Below are 16,337 nucleotides of genomic sequence, written 5' to 3' on the forward strand. Positions count from 1 at the left end.
GGCATACGATCGGTCCATGCTCAGGCGAATCGACCTCCGCGCCAGCGACCTGGCCCCAGCCGCCCTCGTCGACGTGCTCCCGCGCGCCACGCTCGACGTCGAGGCCGCGATGGCGCAGGTGCTCCCCATCATCGAGGACGTCCGCGCCCGCGGCGGCGCCGCCCTGCGTGACCTCGCCGAGCGTTTCGACGGCGTGCGGCCCGAGCACCTGCGGGTCCCGGCCCAGGCCCTGGCCGAGGCGCTCGAGGGTCTCGACCCGCAGGTGCGCGAGGCCCTGGAGCTGTCGATCGCGCACAACCGCGCCGGCCACACCGCGCAGCTGCCTACCGAGCGGGACACCGAGATCCTGCCCGGCGGCCACGTCCGCCAGCGCTGGGTGCCGGTGAGCCGGGTGGGGCTCTACGTGCCCGGTGGCCTCGCGGTCTACCCCTCGAGCGTCGTCATGAACGTCGTCGCCGCGCAGGTGGCCGGCGTGCGCTCGCTCGCCGTCGCCAGCCCGCCCCAGCAGGCCTTTGGCGGCCTGCCCCACCCGACGATCCTCGCCGCCTGCGCGCTGCTCGGGGTCGAGGAGGTCTACGCCGTCGGCGGTGCCCAGGCCGTGGGCATGCTCGCCCACGGGGCCGCGGGCGAGGAGGGCACCCCCGACGGCGCACAGCTGTGCGCGCCCGTCGACGTCGTCACCGGGCCCGGCAACATCTTCGTCGCCGCCGCCAAGCGGGCCGTCATGGGCCGGGTGGGGATCGACGCGGAGGCCGGCACGACGGAGATTGCCGTCCTCGCCGACGCCGGGGCCGACCCCCGCTACGTGGCCGCCGACCTCATCTCCCAGGCCGAGCACGACCCCGCCGCCGCCTCCGTCCTCGTCACCGACAGCCCCGACTTGGCCGACGCCGTCGACGCCGAGATCGAGCGCCAGGCCGCCGCGACCACGCACGCCGAGCGTGTCCGCACCGCCCTGTCCGGCCCGCAGTCCGGCACGGTGCTCGTCACCGACCTCGAGCAGGGGATCGCCGTGTGCGACGCCTACGGCGCGGAGCACCTCGAGATCCAGACCGCGGACGCCGCTGCGGTCGCCGAGCGCATCCGCAACGCAGGGGCGATCTTCGTCGGGCCCTACAGCCCGGTGCCGCTCGGGGACTACCTCGCGGGCTCCAACCACGTGCTGCCCACCGGCGGCACGGCCCGCTTCGCCTCCGGCCTGAGCGTCATGGCCTTCCTCAAGCCGGTGCAGGTCATCGAGTACGACGCCGCCGCGCTGCGGAAGGTCGCCGGGCCGCTGCGCGCGCTCGCCGTCTCCGAGGACCTGCCGGCCCACGCCGACGCCGTCGACCTCCGGCTCGCCTGACTCGTTCGCCGAGGGCGCACAGCCCCCGCCGTCAGCCGCAGGTCGCCCGGCGGCGCTGGGCGGACTGCCGGCGCGAAGGGCCGCGGGGCAGCGGGGACTTGCGTGGTGGGCGGTGCGGCGCGCACGCTGGACCCTCGTCTTCGAGAGGAATCCCCATGCGAACCAAGGTTGCCGTGGCGACCGCTGCCCTCCTGCTGGCCCTGACGGCCTGCGGATCGGGCGACGACGACGCCGAACCCACCGCGGGGACGAGCACGACTGCCGCCGAGGAGAGCGCAGCACCACAGGCTCCCACGCCCCCCGCGGCCGACCTTGAGGGCCTGCCGGACGTCGTCGCCGAGGTCAACGGCACCGAGGTCACCCTGGAGGAGTTCACCCAGGTGTACGAGGGCCAGCTCCAGCAGGCGTTCATGCAGTCGCAGATGACGGGCGAGGAGGTCGACCAGGAGGCCCTCAAGCAGACGACCGCCGAGGGCCTGGTGGACACCGAGCTGCTCCTCGCCGAGGCCGAGGCCCGCGACATCTCTCCCACGCAGGAGGAGATCGACGCCGCCACCGAGGAGATCGCCGCCTCCAGCGGGCTGGGCTCGGCCGACGAGCTCTTCACCGCCCTCGAGGAGCAGGGGCTGGGCCGCGAGGAGGCCGTCGCACAGATCGAGGAGCAGACGGCTCTCGAGCAGCTCTTCGCCGACGAGGCCGGGGAGTTCAGCCCCTCGGAGGAAGACGCGCGCGAGCTCTACGACTCCGCCGCCGAGCAGGGCGGGGCCGAGGGCGAGCTGCCCCCGTTCGAGGAGGTGCGCCCCCAGATCGAGGCGCAGCTCCAGCAGGAGCACGAGAGCGCGGCCGTCCAGACACTCCTCGAGCAGCTCCGCGGCGCTGCGGACATCACCTACCACCTGTGAGCGGTCAGCCCACCACGGCGGAGTAGAGCGCGGCGAAGCGCTCGGCGCGCTCGGCGTAGTAGTCGGCGCGCCCGGCCACCGGCTCGACGGTGGCCGCCGTGGTGGGCGCCGCCCGCTCCACCTGCGGCGCCAGGGACTCCAGCGCGAGCAGCGCCGTCCCGTGAAGGGTGGAGCGCTTGATCGTCACCGGCGTCACCGGCACCCCGGTGACGTCGGCGAGGAGCTGGAGCAGGTGCGGCAGCGACTGGCTCATCCGGCCGCTGGCGAGGATCTGCTCGGGCCTCGGGGCGACCCTGGTGAGCTCGGTGACGACCCGGCCGTAGCTGAGGGCCACGCCCTCGAGCAGGCCGCGGGCGATCGCCGCGGGCGTGCTCGCGGCTGACAGGCCGGCGACGACGGCGCGTGCGTCGGCCGCCCATCCGGTGCTGCGCTCGCCGGTGAGGAAGGGCAGCGCCAGTGGCGTCGTCGGGTCGGGGTCGGCGGCGAGCACGCCGTCGAGGTCGACGCCGTCCAGCTTGAGCGTGGCCTCCAGCCAGCTCACGGCACGCCCGACGTCGTTGAGCGCACCGCCGAGCAGCGCGTGCTCGGCGTCCACCCGGTAGGCCCACAGCCCCGAGGGCAGCTCGGGCACCTCGGCCGGGACGCGGACCCGCACGGCACCGCTCGTGGCGAAGGACGCGACGACTGTCCGGGCATCGGTCGCACCCGTGCCGATGTTCGCGGCCAGGCCGTCGGTGACGACAGGGAACCACGCCGCTCCCGCGAGCGCGGGCCAGCGGGTGGTGAGCCCGGTGAGCGGCTGGTCGGGGTGGTGGACGGGGGAGAGGGTGTCCGGGGTGATGCCCGCGACGGCGAGCATGCCCTCGTCCCAGGTGCCGGTGAGTCGGTCCAGCAGGCCCGTCCACGCCGCCGTCGACGTCCCCACGGCGGTGGTCCCGGTGAGGCGCAGCACGACGAGCTCACCCAGGGACATCCATCGCCTCACGCGCGCGACGACGCCGGGGTGAGTCTCGTGGAGCCAGCGCAGCCGGGCGGGCAGGTAGCTCGAGTGCAGGCGCGTGCCCGTGCGCTGCTGGACCTGTGCCTCGTCGAGCTCGGCACGCAGCGTGTTCACCTGCGGTGCGCAGCGGGAGTCGGCGTAGGTGTAGCAGGGGGTGAGCGGCTCGCCCGCGGCGTCGACGCCCACGAGGGAGGAGGCGAAGGTGTCCAGCGCGACGCCGGCGATGCGGCCGGCCAGCTCGGGGCGCGCGAGGGCGTCGATGATCGCCGCGACCTCGTCGACCACCTGGAGGGGGTCGATGACGGAGGTGCCGTCGGTGGCCGTGGTGAAGGCGTGCGGGACCTTGTGCTTCATCCGGTCCACGGGCAGGCCCCGACCGTCGTAGAGCCCGCCACGGCTCGCGGTCGAGCCGACGTCCACGGCCAGCACGAGAGGGTCGACGGCGTCCTTGAGGTCAACGGTGAACGAGGGCATGGTTCCTCCGGTCGGCTGCGCCCGATCGTACGGCGGGGCGCCGGTCAGCGCTGGGCGAGGACGAAGGGGTGCACGGCCGCGGCCCCCGCCTGCCGCAGCAGCCGGGCCGCCACGGTGAGGGTCCAGCCGGAGTCGGTGAGGTCGTCGACGAGGAGGACCGAGCGGCCGGGCAGCCCCGTGAGGGCCGCCTCCGGCAGGTCGAGCCGCAGCCGCTGGTGGACACCGGCCAGCCGGGTGGCGGAGTTGACGTCGTGCCGGCCCGGCGGGCGTGCCGGGTCCGGGGCCACGGCCCCCACGAGCGGCACCTGGGCCAGGTGCGCGACCCCTCGAGCGAGATGGTCGAGAAGCTGCGGCCGGGTGGTCGAGGAGATGACGACGACGCCCTCCACCTGCCCACCGCGCTCGCGGATCGCGGCGAGCTGGTCGGTGAGCACCCGCTCGACGGCGCCGCGCAGGCCTGTGGGCAGCTCGCCGTCGTGGCCGCCACGCGCCTCGCGGCCGGCGGGCCGGTCCGGGGACGGCTCGAGCATCTCGCGCAGTGCGGCGGACCAGCCCAGGCCGTCGAGCCGCGCGACCGCGCGCCCCGGGGCCGCCTGCTCCTCAGCAGGGATCCGGCCCTGGAGGGGCACGCCGACGGCCGACATCCCGGTAGGCCACTGCTTGCGGGGCGCGACGTCCGCGCCTGGCCGGTCGAGGACGGCACGCGCCTGCTCGAGCCGGGCCTCGTCCACCGTGGCGTCCAGGTCCAGGCCGCCGCACACGTCGCAGCGCCCGCAGCGCCAGCCCTCCTCCAGCTCGGGGTCGGACAGCTGGGCGCGCAGGAAGGCCATCCGGCACTGCCCGGCCCCGAGGCCGACATAGGCGACCATGGCCTGCTGCTCGCGCTCGCGGGCGGCCTCGACGCGGGCGTAGCGCTCGGCGTCGTACTCCCAGGGCGCCCCGGTGGTCCGCCAGCCACCCGCGACGCGATCGACCGCGCCATCGACGTCGAGGACCTTGAGCATCGTCTCCAGGCGGGTGCGGCGCAGGTCGACGAGCGGCTCGAGACGGACGGTGGACAGCGGCTCGTCACCGAGGGCGGCGAGCACCTCGCGCACCGCGTGCTCCGGCGGGAAGGCGAGGGAGCCGAAGTAGGCCCAGATGTCACGGTCCTCCGGGCCGGGCAGGAGCACGACGTCGGCACGGTCGACGCCGCGCCCCGCACGGCCCACCTGCTGGTAGTAGGCGATGGGGGAGGAGGGGGCACCGAGGTGGACGACGAAAGCGAGGTCGGGCTTGTCGAAGCCCATGCCGAGGGCGGAGGTGGCGACGAGCGCCCGGAGCCGGTTGGCGCGCAGGTCCTCCTCGAGCTGCTCGCGGCGCGCGGGCTCCGTGCGCCCGGTGTAGGACTCGACCTCCAGGCCGGCGCCCCGCAGCTGCTCGGCGACCTGCTCGGCCTGCGCGACGGTGAGCGTGTAGACGATGCCCGAGCCCTGCCACGCGGCCATGCGCTCGGCGAGCCACGCCACCCGCTGCGCCTGGTCCGGCAGGCTGAGCACGCCCAGGCGCAGCGACTCGCGGTCCAGGGAACCACGCAGCACGAGGACGTCGTCGTCGTCACCGGTGCCGAGCTGCTCGGCGACGTCGGCGCTGACGCGATCGTTGGCGGTGGCGGTGGTGGCGAGCACCGGCACGCCGGCCGGGAGGTCCTCCAGCAGCGTGCGGATGCGACGGTAGTCGGGGCGGAAGTCGTGGCCCCAGTCGGAGATGCAGTGGGCCTCGTCGACGACGACGAGACCCGCGGTGGCCGCGAGCTGCGGCAGCACCTCGCTGCGGAAGCCGGGGTTGTTGAGCCGCTCCGGGGAGCACAGGACGACGTCCACCTCTCCCGCGGCGATGGCGGCGTGCACCGACTCCCACTCGGTGACGTTGGCGGAGTTGACGGTGACGGCGCGAATCCCAGCGCGGGCGGCCGCGGCGATCTGGTCGCGCATGAGGGCGAGCAGCGGGGAGACGATGACCGTGGCACCGGCCGGGGGACGGCCCTCGACGCCCGCGCGGAGCAGCGCGGTGGCGACGAAGTACACGGCCGACTTGCCCCAGCCGGTGCGCTGGACCACGAGGGCGCGCCGGCGGTCCACGACGAGCGCCTCGATCGCCCGCCACTGGTCCGCCCGCAGTCGGGCGTCGGGCCGTCCCACGAGGGCCTGGAGCGCGGCCTGCGCCCGGGCCTCGGTCGTCACTGTGTCCATGTCGCCTCCCGGTCCCTACGCTCCCACGTCCCTCCGACACCCGCGGTCAGGGCCGCCCGGGCGGAGGTCGGCGCGCGTGGGTTCCCAGGAACAACTCAGCGCTGGGCGCGAGGGGTGGGCAGCAGGGCTGGGCGGTGAGGTACCTCACACTACGGCGAATTCGGAAACGTCCGTGCGTGCGCTCGAACGGCGTCCCTGCGCGGACTTCTCTCCTCCCTTAGGACGAATTACGCAACGACCCCGGTGCGAAATAGGTCGCAGGGCTTGTAGGTAAGGCTCACCTAACCGTTAGATTGGCCTTGGCCGGTCCGGCGCCACCGGCCGCCACAGCCCACGAGTGAAGGACACCCATGAGCATCGCTTCCCCCGTTCGTCGCCCGGCGCGCCTCGCCGGCGCGGCCGTCGTCGCGGCCCTGGCGCTGGCCGCCTGCGGCCAGGCCGACGGCGCCACCGAGGCCGACGCCGCCGACGATGCGAGCACGGCGACGGTCGAGGTCGAGGACAACAACGGCACGCAGACGATCGCCACACCGCCGCAGTCGGTGGTCGCGACCGACAACCGGACCTTCGAGACCCTCGCCGCGTGGGACGTCGAGCTGAGCGCCGCCGCGGTGGCCCTCATGCCCGACTCGATCCCCTACGCGCAGGACGAGTCGATCATCGACCTCGGCAACCACCGCGAGCCGAACCTCGAGGCCGTCGTCGCCGCCGAGCCGGACCTCATCATCAACGGCCAGCGCTTCGCGGACTACCACGACGACTTCGTCTCCCTCGCCCCCGAGGCCGTCGTCCTGGAGCTGGACCCGCGCGAGGGGGAGCCCTTCACCGACGAGCTCAAGCGCCAGACCACCGTGCTGGGGGAGATCTTCGGCAAGCAGGCCGAGGCCGAGGCGCTGAACGCCGACCTCGACGCCGCGATCGAGCGCGCCCGCACCGCCTACGACCCCGCCGACACCGTCATGGCCGTCATCACCTCCGGCGGGGAGATCGGCTACTCCGCCCCGGGTACCGGCCGCACCCTGGGCCCGGTCTTCGACGTCCTCGGCCTCACCCCGGCCCTCGAGGTCCCCGAGGCCAGCGAGGACCACCAGGGTGACGACATCTCCGTCGAGGCCATCGCCGACTCCGACCCCGACTGGATCCTCGTCATGGACCGTGACGCGGCCGTCGCCGCGGACGACCCGGAGTACGCGCCGGCCGCCGAGGTCCTCGAGGCCTCCGAGGCGCTGACCGGTGTCACCGCGGTCAAGGAGGACCAGCTCGTCTACATGCCCGCGGACACCTACACCAACGAGGGCATCCAGACGTACACCGAGTTCTTCAACACCCTGGCCGACGCCTTCGAGGCCGGTCGCTGAGACCCCCCGGTGGGGCCGGCGCGAGCCGGTCCCACCACCCCACGACGAGGATGACGATGACGACCACTGCCGCCGGGGCCCGCACCCGGCCCGAGGGCCGCCTGCTCGACTGGCGGCTCCTCGTCGGCGTCGCCGTCGTCGGCGCGCTCCTCGTCGTCTCCCTGTTCACCGGCGTCTACGACGTCGTCGGGGCCGCGGACGGCGCGCAGATGTTCGCCATCACGCGTGTCCCGCGGACCATCGCCCTCGTCCTCGCCGGTGCCGCGATGGCGATGTCGGGCCTGGTCATGCAGCTCCTCACCCAGAACCGCTTCGTCGAGCCGACGACGACGGGCACCACCGAGTGGGCGGGCCTGGGTCTGCTCGCGGTCACCATCCTCGTCCCGGGCGCGAGCATCGCCGCCCGCATGGGCGGGGCCATCGTCGCCTCCTTCATCGGCACGATGCTCTTCTTCCTCTTCCTCAGCCGCGTCTCGCTGCGCTCCTCGCTCATCGTGCCGATCGTCGGGATGATGCTCGGCGCCGTCGTCGGCTCGGTGTCGACCTTCATCGCGCTGCAGACCGACATGCTCCAGAACCTCGGCGTGTGGTTCGCGGGCAGCTTCACCTCCGTCCTGCGCGGCCAGTACGAGCCGCTGTGGATCGTCGCGGTGGTCGTCGTTATCGTGTTCATCGCCGCGGACCGCTTCACCGTCGCGGGCCTGGGCAAGGAGATCGCCACCAACGTCGGCCTCGACTACAACAGGGTCATCCTGCTCGGCACCGGCCTCATCGCCGTCGCCACGGGCGTGGTGACCGTCGTCGTCGGCAACCTGCCGTTCCTCGGCCTCATCGTCCCCAACATCGTCTCGCTCGTCCGCGGTGACGACCTGCGCAGCAACCTGCCGTGGGTCTGCCTCCTCGGCATCGGCATCGTCGCCGCCTGCGACCTCGTCAGCCGGACGATCATCATGCCCTTCGAGGTCCCCGTGTCCCTCATCCTCGGCGTCCTGGGCGCCGCCGTCTTCGTCCTCCTCATCCTCCGGCAGCGTCGTCGTGGTTAGCCTCCTGCCCGCGACGACGCGGACCACGCCCCGGCCGACGCGCACCACGCCGCCGTTACCCGCCGTCGCCCCGCGCCGGCGTGCCTCCGGGTCGCTGCCCACGACCCGCTCCCGACGGCGCTACGTGGCCGTCGTCGTCACCCTCGCCGTCCTCGCGCTCGCGCTGGCGGCCGGGCTGGTCGTGTGGGACAACCCCATGCCCGCCGGCTCCGACGGCTTCTGGCGCATCGCCCAGCTGCGGCTGAAGAACGTCCTGGTCATGGCGATCGTCGCCTTCTGCCAGGCGATCGCGACCGTGAGCTTCCAGACGGTGACGAACAACCGCATCATCACGCCCTCGATCATGGGCTTCGAGTCCCTCTACGTCGCGGTCCAGACCGCCGCCGTCTACTTCCTCGGCGCTGCCGGCATCGTCGCGCTCACCGGCCTGCCGCAGTTCGTCCTCCAGATCGGCCTCATGGTCGGCCTGGCCGTGGCCCTGTACGGCTGGCTGCTGTCCGGCAAGCACGGGAACCTCCACGTGATGCTCCTCATCGGGATCGTCATCGGCGGAGGCCTGGGCTCGGTGTCGACCTTCATGCAGCGGCTGCTCACGCCGAGCGAGTTCGACGTCCTCACCGCCCGACTCTTCGGCTCCGTGACCAAGGCCGACGCCTCCTACCTGCCGGTGGCCGTCCCGCTCGTCCTCGTGGCCGGCGGTCTCCTGTGGGCGCGGGCCCGGCGGCTCAACGTGCTGGCGCTGGGCAAGGACGCGACGACGTCGCTGGGCCTGAGCCACCGCGGCGAGCTCGTCAAGGTGCTGCTCCTCGTCGCCGTCCTCATGGCCGTCTCGACCGCCCTCGTGGGGCCGATGACCTTCTTCGGCTTCCTCGTGGCGACCCTCGCCTACCAGTTCGCCGACACCCACGACCACCGCCACGTCTTCCCGGTGGCCGTGCTCGTCGGCTTCGTCGTCCTGGCCGGCGCGTACTTCGTCATGAACCACGTCTTCTACGCCCAGGGCGTCGTCTCGATCATCATCGAGCTCGTCGGCGGCACCGTCTTCCTCGTCGTCATCCTGCGGAAGGGACGCCTGTGATCACCCTGAGCGAGGTCCGCAAGGACTACAGCAGCGAGGTCGTCATCGGCCCCGTCGACCTCACCATCCCGGCCGGCGGTATCACCGCCCTCATCGGCCCCAACGGGGCGGGCAAGTCGACGCTCCTCACGATGATCGGGCGGCTGCTGGGCCTGGACGCCGGCACCATCGAGATCGCCGGCTACGACGTGACGAGCACCGCGTCCAAGGACCTCGCCAAGATCGTCTCGGTGCTGCGCCAGGAGAACCACTTCATCACCCGGCTCACCGTGCGCCAGCTCGTCGCCTTCGGCCGCTTCCCTTACTCCAAGGGCCGCCTCACCGCCGTCGACGAGGAGCTCGTCAGCCAGGCCATCGACTTCCTCGAGCTGGGGGACCTGGAGGACCGCTACCTCGACCAGCTCTCCGGCGGGCAGCGCCAGCGCGCCTACGTCGCCATGGTGCTGTGCCAGGACACCGAGTTCGTCCTCCTCGACGAGCCGCTCAACAACCTCGACATGCGCCACTCCGTGCAGATGATGAAGCACCTGCGCCGGGCCGCCGCCGAGCTGGGCCGCACGATCGTCGTCGTCCTCCACGACATCAACTTCGCCAGCCACTACGCGGACTACATCTGCGCGGTCAAGGACGGGAAGGTCGCCGAGTTCGGCACCTGCGAGTCGATCATGACCGACACGGTCCTCACGCGGGTCTTCGACACCCCCGTCCAGGTCATCGACGGGCCGAACGGCGCGCTGGCCGTCTACTACTGACGGCGGCTCCCGGCACGCGAGACCCCCGGCCGGTGCCGCGGCGCCCGCCGTAGACTGCTGCGGTGCCTCCGACCTCTCTCCCGGTGCGCCCGGACCTGGCGGGCCTGACCCCCTACGGGGCCCCGCAGCTCGACGTCCCGGTGCTCCTCAACGTCAACGAGAACCCCCACCCGCCGTCGGCCGAGGTCGTCGCCGACCTCGCCGCCGCCGTCGCGCAGGTGGGCTCCGGGCTCAACCGCTACCCGGACCGTGACTTCCTCGCGCTGCGCGCGGACCTCGCCGACTACCTCCACGTCGAGTCCGGCGCCGCCGGCCTGGGCGCCGAGAACGTGTGGGCCGCCAACGGCTCCAACGAGGTCATGCTCCACCTCCTCCAGGCCTTCGGCGGCCCTGGGCGCACCGCGCTGTCCTTTGCGCCCACGTACTCGATGTACCCGGAGTACGCCCGCGACACGATGACGGCGTGGGTGGCCGGCCGCCGGGAGGAGGACTTCACCCTCGACCCCGAGCACGCCGTCGCCGAGCTGTGCGAGCACCGCCCCGCCGTCGTGCTCCTCGCCAGCCCCAACAACCCCACCGGCACCGCGCTGCCGCTCGCGACGATCGAGGCCGTCGCCGAGGCGGCGCGCACGACCGGGCCGGCGGGTGCCGACGGCGCCCCCACGGCGTCCGTCGTCGTCGTCGACGAGGCCTATGCCGAGTTCCGTCGCCAGGGCACGCCCAGCGCCCTGGCGCTGCTCGACCGCTACCCGCACCTGGCCGTGAGCCGGACGATGTCCAAGGCCTTCGGTCTCGCCGGCGCCCGCGTGGGCTACCTCGCGGCCGCGCCCGCGCTCGTCGACGTCCTGCGGGTCGTGCGCCTGCCCTACCACCTGTCCGCCGTCACCCAGGCCGTCGCGCGGGCCGCCCTGCGCCACCGCGGCGCGCTCATGGCGCAGGTCGCCGAGCTGCGGGCCGAGCGCGACCGCACGGTGACGTGGCTGCGCGCGCAGGGCCTCACGGTCGCGGACTCGGACGCGAACTTCGTCCTCTTCGGCCACCTCGAGGACCGTGAGAGGGTGTGGCAGGGGCTGCTGGACCGGGGAGTTCTCATCAGGGTCGTCGGTCCGCCAGGATGGCTGCGGGTATCGATCGGTACCGCTGCGGAGATGGCCGCCTTCAGGGCGGCCCTACAGGAGGTGCTCGGGCTGTGACTGGGACGCGAACCGTGCGACTGGAGCGCACGACCTCGGAGTCGAGCGTCGTCGTCGAGCTCGACCTGGACGGCACGGGCCGGACCGACATCTCGACGACGGTGCCCTTCTACGACCACATGCTCACCGCGCTGGGCAAGCACTCGCTCATCGACCTCACCGTCCGGGCGACCGGCGACACCCACATCGACGCCCACCACACCGTCGAGGACGTCGCGATCACCCTGGGCGACGCGCTCAAGGTCGCGCTGGGGGACAAGCGGGGCATCGCCCGCTTCGGTGACGCCCTCGTGCCGCTGGACGAGGCCCTGGCCCAGGCCGTGGTCGACGTCTCCGGCCGTCCCTACCTGGTCCACAGCGGCGAGCCCGCCGGGCAGGAGTACCACCTCATCGGCGGCCACTTCACCGGCTCCCTCACCCGCCACGTCTTCGAGTCGATCGCCCACCACGCGGCCATCGCCATGCACGTGCGCGTCCTCGCCGGCCGCGACCCGCACCACATCGTCGAGTCGCAGTTCAAGGCCGTGGCGCGAGCCCTGCGCCTCGCCGTCGCACCCGACCCGCGCGTCGAGGGGATCCCCTCGACCAAGGGCGCGCTGTGAGCGAGATCCCGGCGGTCGCCGTCGTCCTCACGCCCGTCGCGTCCGCGTCGGCGCTCGCGGGGCTGTGCGCCATGCAGGACGTCGACGTCCACGTCGTGCCCTCGCGCTCCGGGGCCGTCGCCGTCGTCGAGCTCGAGGCTGCACCGGCGGCGCCACCGTCGGACGACTGGGACATCGGCGAGCTCCTCGGCGCCACCGGTGAGGAGGTGCCCGCCGCCGCCGACGAGGTGGCCCGCACCCTGTCCCGGCTCACCAAGGCCGGCGTCGTCCTCATCACCGCCTCCCTCGCCCAGGACGCCGGCTTCGAGCGCGGCCTGTCCGGGCAGCTCACCGCCCGCCGGTACGCCGGCGGGGAGCGCGGGGAGGACGTTGCCGTGGGCCTCGTCCTCGCCGGCGCCGACGACGTCGTGGAGGACCTCGTCCTGGGCCGCGTCCGGGTGACCGACGTGCCCGGGCACGCGCGCTCGGGTGACCTCCCCCGCTGGAAGGCGGCCCGGATGTTCGCCAAGGGTCTGCGCAAGCCGCGCCCCTGAACGCGTAGACTTCTGCGGTGACCAGCCAGCCGAACGTCGTCGTCCTCGACCACGGCTCGGGCAACGTCCGCTCAGCAGTCCGGGCGATCGAGCGTGCCGGGGCCCACGTCGAGCTCACCTCGGACCCCGACGTCGTCGCCGAGGCGGACGGTCTCGTCGTCCCCGGTGTGGGAGCCTTCGCTGCGGTCATGCGACAGCTGCGCGAGGTCGGCGGACCCCGCATGATCGAGCGCCGCCTCGCCGGTGGACGCCCCGTCCTCGGCATCTGCGTCGGCATGCAGGTGATGTTCGCCGCGGGCAAGGAGCACGGGGAGCACGCGTCCGGCCTGGACCAGTGGCCCGGCACCGTCGACCGGCTCGCCGCCCCGATCGTCCCCCACATGGGCTGGTCGCCCGTCCGCGCTCCCGAGGGCTCCATGCTGTTCGACGGGCTGGAGGACGAGCGTTTCTACTTCGTCCACTCCTACGCCGTCCAGCAGGACCCGACGTCGGACTTCGAGTCCGGCTCGCCGCTGGAGCGCCCGCTCGTCACGTGGGCCGAGCACGGCACCCCCTTCGTCGCCGCCGTCGAGAACGGCGCGCTGTCGGCCACCCAGTTCCACCCCGAGAAGTCCGGCGAGGCCGGCATCCAGCTGCTCCGCAACTGGCTGAGCACCCTGCGCTGACGCGCCGCGCGTCGCGCCGACCGAGGAGAATGTGCATGTCCCGCCGCCTTGAGCTGCTCCCTGCCGTCGACGTCGTCGAAGGCCAGGCCGTCCGCCTCGTCCAGGGCGAGGCCGGCTCCGAGACCTCCTACGGCGACCCGGGGGAGGCGGCCCGCACCTGGGCCGAGCAGGGGGCGGAGTGGATCCACCTCGTCGACCTCGACGCCGCCTTCGGGCGCGGCTCCAACGCCGAGCTGCTCGCCCGGATGGTCGCAGAGCTCGACGTCGCCGTCGAGCTGTCCGGGGGCATCCGCGACGACGAGAGCCTCGCGCGTGCCCTGGACACCGGCGCCCGCCGCGTCAACCTCGGCACCGCTGCGCTCGAGGACCCCGAGTGGACCGCCAAGGCCATCGCCCGCCACGGTGACCGCATCGCCGTCGGCCTGGACGTGCGCGGCACGACCCTCGCTGCGCGCGGCTGGACCCGCGAGGGCGGGGACCTGTGGGATGTGCTCGCGCGCCTGGACGCCGACGGCTGCGCCCGCTACGTCGTCACCGACGTCAAGAAGGACGGCATGCTCACCGGCCCGAACCTCGACCTCCTGCGTGAGGTGTGCGAGCGGACCGAGGCACCCGTCGTCGCCTCCGGCGGCGTCTCCTCCCTCGAGGACATCGCGGCGCTGCGCACGCTCGTCGACGCGGGCGTCGAGGGGGCCATCGTCGGCAAGGCCCTGTACGCCGGCGCCTTCACCCTTCCCGAGGCGCTGGACGTCGCGGGGCGTCCGTGAGCCCGCTGCCCCCCGCGATGATGCCCGGCGGCCAGGCGGACTCCGCCGGGCAGCCGTGGGCCGGGCGCACCCTCAAGGCCAACCCCTTCTCGGGTGATGACGGCACCGCGCCCGCCGAGCTCGTCGCGGCGCTCGCCACCGCCGACGAGGCGGAGCGGCTCGTCGCCGTCGCCGACGTCCTGCGCACGGCGCGGGTCATCGTGCCCGTCGTCGCCCACGCCCACCCCGGCCGCGAGGAGGACGGCTCCGTCGCCGGGCACACGAAGCACGGCTCGGGGGACCCGCAGACCGACGCCTGCGCCTCGGCCGCCATGGTCTCCGTGCGCACCCCCGACGGACGGGCCGCGCTGCCCGTCTTCAGCTCCGTCGAGGCGATGCAGGGGTGGGACGCGGCCGCGCGGCCCGTCCCGGTCGAGGGGGTGCGTGCCGCGCTGGCGGCCGTGTCCGACGCCGACTCGATGCTCGTCCTGGACGCCGCCGGACCGGTGACGGTGCTCCTCGGGCGCCCCGCCGTGTGGTCGATCGTCCACAACGAGCCGTGGCTGCCGTCGTGGCGCGACCCCGAGCTCACCCAGGTGGCCGTGGACGCGCTGCGCGGGATCACCGAGCTCACCGCCGTCCGTCTCGAGCGGGGGGAGCGCAGCGAGCTGCGGGCGCTCCTCGCCCTGGCGCCGGGCCTGAGCCGCGAGCAGATGATGGACGCCGTCACCCGCGCCCAGGAGGCGCTGAGCGCCGACCCGGTCTTCACCGATCGGGTCGACTCCCTCGAGCTCTACCCGATGTCCGTCGCGGGCTGACGCTCAGTCCCCCGCGGAGTCCCGGCACGAGGTGATCGGCTCGAAGGCCTCCTCGGCGAGGAGGTCGTGGAGCGTGCTCACCGGCACCAGGTAGCTGTTGCCCCACACGTCCATCGCGTAGACGACCCCGACGACCTGCCCGTCGCTGCCGAGGACCGCGCTGCCCGAGGACCCGTGGTCCACGCGCGCGTTGGACCGGCCGACCATGCCGAGGTCCGAGCCGAGGGTGTCGAGCTCGTAGCCGAGCACCGAGCCGGCCGCCGTCGTCAGCTGGCCACCGCGCGGGTAGCCGACGACGGTGATCTCGTCCCCGACGGCGGCGTCGACCTCCGCGAGGCCCGGCACCGTGGTGAGGGGCTCGGACGTGCGCAGGAGGGCGAGGTCGGCGACATCGGCGACGCCGGCGGAGACCGCGTCGATCTCCCGGCCGTCGTAGGTCGTCACCTGGAGGCGGTCGGCGTCATCGACGACGTGCCGGTTGGTGATGACGGTGCGCTCGTCGAGGGCGAAGCCCGACCCGGTCGTCAGCTCCCCGCACCCGACGTTACGGATGCGGACCGCCATCCGCTCGGCCGCGTCCACGCCGTCGGGGGAGAGGGCGCCGGGGTCGGCGAGGTGGGGCGCCTCGACGTCGGGGACGAAGTCCTCGGGCAGGTCGCCGGGCATCGCGGGCACGACGCCGCAGCCAGCGAGGACGGCGAGCGTGGCGAGGCCGAGCGCTGCGCGGCGCGCGGTCCTCACTGGTCCGCCAGCCTCTCCTGCAGGCTCGTGTGAGCCTCCTCCGCGAGGGCGCAGCGGCCCGCGACCTCCGCGCGCAGCGCGGCGACGTCGACCTTTGGAGCCGTGGGCTCCTCGTCGGGGACGTCCTCACCGTCCGAGGCGGACGGCGAGGGTGACGGCGTGGGCGACGGCGCGGGCCGAGCCGCCTCCTCCAGGTGCGTGATGAGGTCCTCCTGGCCGGCGATGCACTCGTCCATCGCCCCGGCCACGGCGGCCGCGTTCGCCGAGAGCTGGGCCTGGTACTCGGCCACCTGCCGCTGCACCTCGCGGTCGTCGCCCGTCTGGGCGACGGCGTCGGCGAGCTCGTGGATCTGCTCCTGGGCGACCTCGAGCTGGCTCTCCACGAGCGCGAGGGTGCTGCGCGACTCCTCGAGGTCGGCGCGCACCTGGCCGAGCTCCCCGCCCAACTCCCGGGCGGTCTCCTCGAGCGTCGCCGCCCGGTCCTCCCAGGCACGCGCGAGGGCGAGCAGGTAGCCGGCCGCGGCGAGGGCGAGGACGAGCGCGATGGCCAGGACGGGCACGACCCACGGCCGGGGCGGGTGATCTCGCGCACCGTCCCGCTCGTCCTGGTCCGCCACGGCCGGGAACTCCGCGGGTACGCTGGGGACCGGGGCGGTCTCGGGGCCCTGGTCCCTGTGCGTCCGGCTGCTCATGCGTGCTAGTCTCTCAGACTGACCGACCGGAACGCGTGTTCCGGTGTGCAAGCGGAGATTCTCCCACCTTGTCTCGACAGTCTCGCAAGAGCGACAGAGTCCGGGTCCAAAGGTCGCTGAGGGGTAACCCTCGGCACGGGTGACACCGTGCGGCGACCCCTGTG

Annotated in this window: 16 protein-coding genes; 12 read left to right on the forward strand and 4 right to left on the reverse strand. The window is 73.6% G+C overall.

Translation table 11 applies throughout. The features are described 5' to 3' along the window. Positions 1-16 precede the first annotated feature (16 nt). Both hisD and M3148_RS12755 read left to right on the forward strand, forming a co-directional pair. Positions 17-1,345, forward strand: coding sequence for a histidinol dehydrogenase (gene hisD / locus M3148_RS12750; RefSeq protein WP_251305077.1), 1,329 nt, complete (start codon positions 17-19; stop codon positions 1,343-1,345). A gap of 155 nt (positions 1,346-1,500) precedes the next feature. After that, the gene (locus tag M3148_RS12755; RefSeq protein ID WP_251305078.1) at positions 1,501-2,247 is read left to right on the forward strand and encodes a SurA N-terminal domain-containing protein; all 747 of its coding nucleotides are present in this window, start codon (positions 1,501-1,503) and stop codon (positions 2,245-2,247) included. A gap of 4 nt (positions 2,248-2,251) precedes the next feature. Here the strand turns inward: M3148_RS12755 and M3148_RS12760 are convergent, their stop codons facing one another. Both M3148_RS12760 and M3148_RS12765 read right to left on the reverse strand, forming a co-directional pair. Then, the gene (locus M3148_RS12760) at positions 2,252-3,721 is read right to left on the reverse strand and encodes a gluconokinase (RefSeq protein ID WP_251305079.1); all 1,470 of its coding nucleotides are present in this window, start codon (positions 3,719-3,721) and stop codon (positions 2,252-2,254) included. Between the two features lie 44 nt (positions 3,722-3,765). Continuing rightward, complete coding sequence (locus M3148_RS12765) at positions 3,766-5,952, reverse strand: RecQ family ATP-dependent DNA helicase (RefSeq protein WP_251305080.1); 2,187 nt, start codon at positions 5,950-5,952, stop codon at positions 3,766-3,768. A 350-nt stretch (positions 5,953-6,302) separates the two neighbouring features. Between M3148_RS12765 and M3148_RS12770 the strand changes: the two genes are divergently transcribed. From M3148_RS12770 to M3148_RS12815, 10 genes are all read left to right on the forward strand, one after another. Continuing rightward, the gene (locus M3148_RS12770) at positions 6,303-7,310 is read left to right on the forward strand and encodes a siderophore ABC transporter substrate-binding protein (RefSeq protein ID WP_251305081.1); all 1,008 of its coding nucleotides are present in this window, start codon (positions 6,303-6,305) and stop codon (positions 7,308-7,310) included. Between the two features lie 50 nt (positions 7,311-7,360). Next, on the forward strand, positions 7,361-8,353 hold the full coding sequence (locus M3148_RS12775) for an ABC transporter permease (protein WP_440136943.1): 993 nt from the start codon (positions 7,361-7,363) through the stop codon (positions 8,351-8,353). Then, positions 8,346-9,431, forward strand: coding sequence for an iron chelate uptake ABC transporter family permease subunit (locus tag M3148_RS12780; RefSeq protein WP_440136944.1), 1,086 nt, complete (start codon positions 8,346-8,348; stop codon positions 9,429-9,431). The genes M3148_RS12775 and M3148_RS12780 overlap by 8 nt, the downstream gene beginning before the upstream one ends. After that, entirely contained in the window at positions 9,428-10,183 is a 756-nt protein-coding gene (locus M3148_RS12785) for an iron ABC transporter ATP-binding protein (protein WP_251305083.1), read from the forward strand. The genes M3148_RS12780 and M3148_RS12785 overlap by 4 nt, the downstream gene beginning before the upstream one ends. A gap of 62 nt (positions 10,184-10,245) precedes the next feature. Further along, positions 10,246-11,376 (forward strand): histidinol-phosphate transaminase, encoded by a 1,131-nt coding sequence (locus M3148_RS12790; protein WP_251305084.1) that lies wholly within the window; start codon positions 10,246-10,248, stop codon positions 11,374-11,376. Continuing rightward, positions 11,373-11,978 carry an imidazoleglycerol-phosphate dehydratase HisB gene (hisB, locus tag M3148_RS12795; RefSeq protein ID WP_251305085.1) on the forward strand — a complete coding sequence of 202 codons (606 nt, stop codon included), beginning with the start codon at positions 11,373-11,375 and terminating at the stop codon, positions 11,976-11,978. Before M3148_RS12790 ends, hisB begins: the two co-directional genes overlap by 4 nt. Beyond that, positions 11,975-12,511 carry a hypothetical protein gene (locus M3148_RS12800; RefSeq protein WP_251305086.1) on the forward strand — a complete coding sequence of 179 codons (537 nt, stop codon included), beginning with the start codon at positions 11,975-11,977 and terminating at the stop codon, positions 12,509-12,511. The genes hisB and M3148_RS12800 overlap by 4 nt, the downstream gene beginning before the upstream one ends. 17 nt (positions 12,512-12,528) lie before the next feature. Beyond that, positions 12,529-13,176 carry an imidazole glycerol phosphate synthase subunit HisH gene (hisH, locus tag M3148_RS12805; protein WP_251305087.1) on the forward strand — a complete coding sequence of 216 codons (648 nt, stop codon included), beginning with the start codon at positions 12,529-12,531 and terminating at the stop codon, positions 13,174-13,176. Positions 13,177-13,211: 35 nt separating this feature from the next. Continuing rightward, positions 13,212-13,943: a bifunctional 1-(5-phosphoribosyl)-5-((5-phosphoribosylamino)methylideneamino)imidazole-4-carboxamide isomerase/phosphoribosylanthranilate isomerase PriA gene (priA, locus tag M3148_RS12810; protein ID WP_251305088.1), complete on the forward strand. Its 732-nt coding sequence runs from the start codon at positions 13,212-13,214 to the stop codon at positions 13,941-13,943. Beyond that, positions 13,940-14,740, forward strand: a complete 801-nt coding sequence (locus tag M3148_RS12815) for an SseB family protein (RefSeq protein ID WP_251305089.1) — start codon at positions 13,940-13,942, stop codon at positions 14,738-14,740. Before priA ends, M3148_RS12815 begins: the two co-directional genes overlap by 4 nt. 3 nt (positions 14,741-14,743) lie before the next feature. Here M3148_RS12815 and M3148_RS12820 read toward each other — a convergent pair whose 3' ends face one another. Together M3148_RS12820 and M3148_RS12825 are read right to left on the reverse strand one after the other, a co-directional pair. Then, on the reverse strand, positions 14,744-15,481 hold the full coding sequence (locus tag M3148_RS12820) for a trypsin-like peptidase domain-containing protein (protein ID WP_251305090.1): 738 nt from the start codon (positions 15,479-15,481) through the stop codon (positions 14,744-14,746). Then, on the reverse strand, positions 15,478-16,173 hold the full coding sequence (locus tag M3148_RS12825; protein ID WP_251305126.1) for a hypothetical protein: 696 nt from the start codon (positions 16,171-16,173) through the stop codon (positions 15,478-15,480). Before M3148_RS12825 ends, M3148_RS12820 begins: the two co-directional genes overlap by 4 nt. Positions 16,174-16,337: the final 164 nt, after the last annotated feature.

This window comes from Georgenia satyanarayanai, assembly GCF_023715365.1.
Lineage (GTDB): Bacteria > Actinomycetota > Actinomycetes > Actinomycetales > Actinomycetaceae > Oceanitalea > Oceanitalea satyanarayanai_B.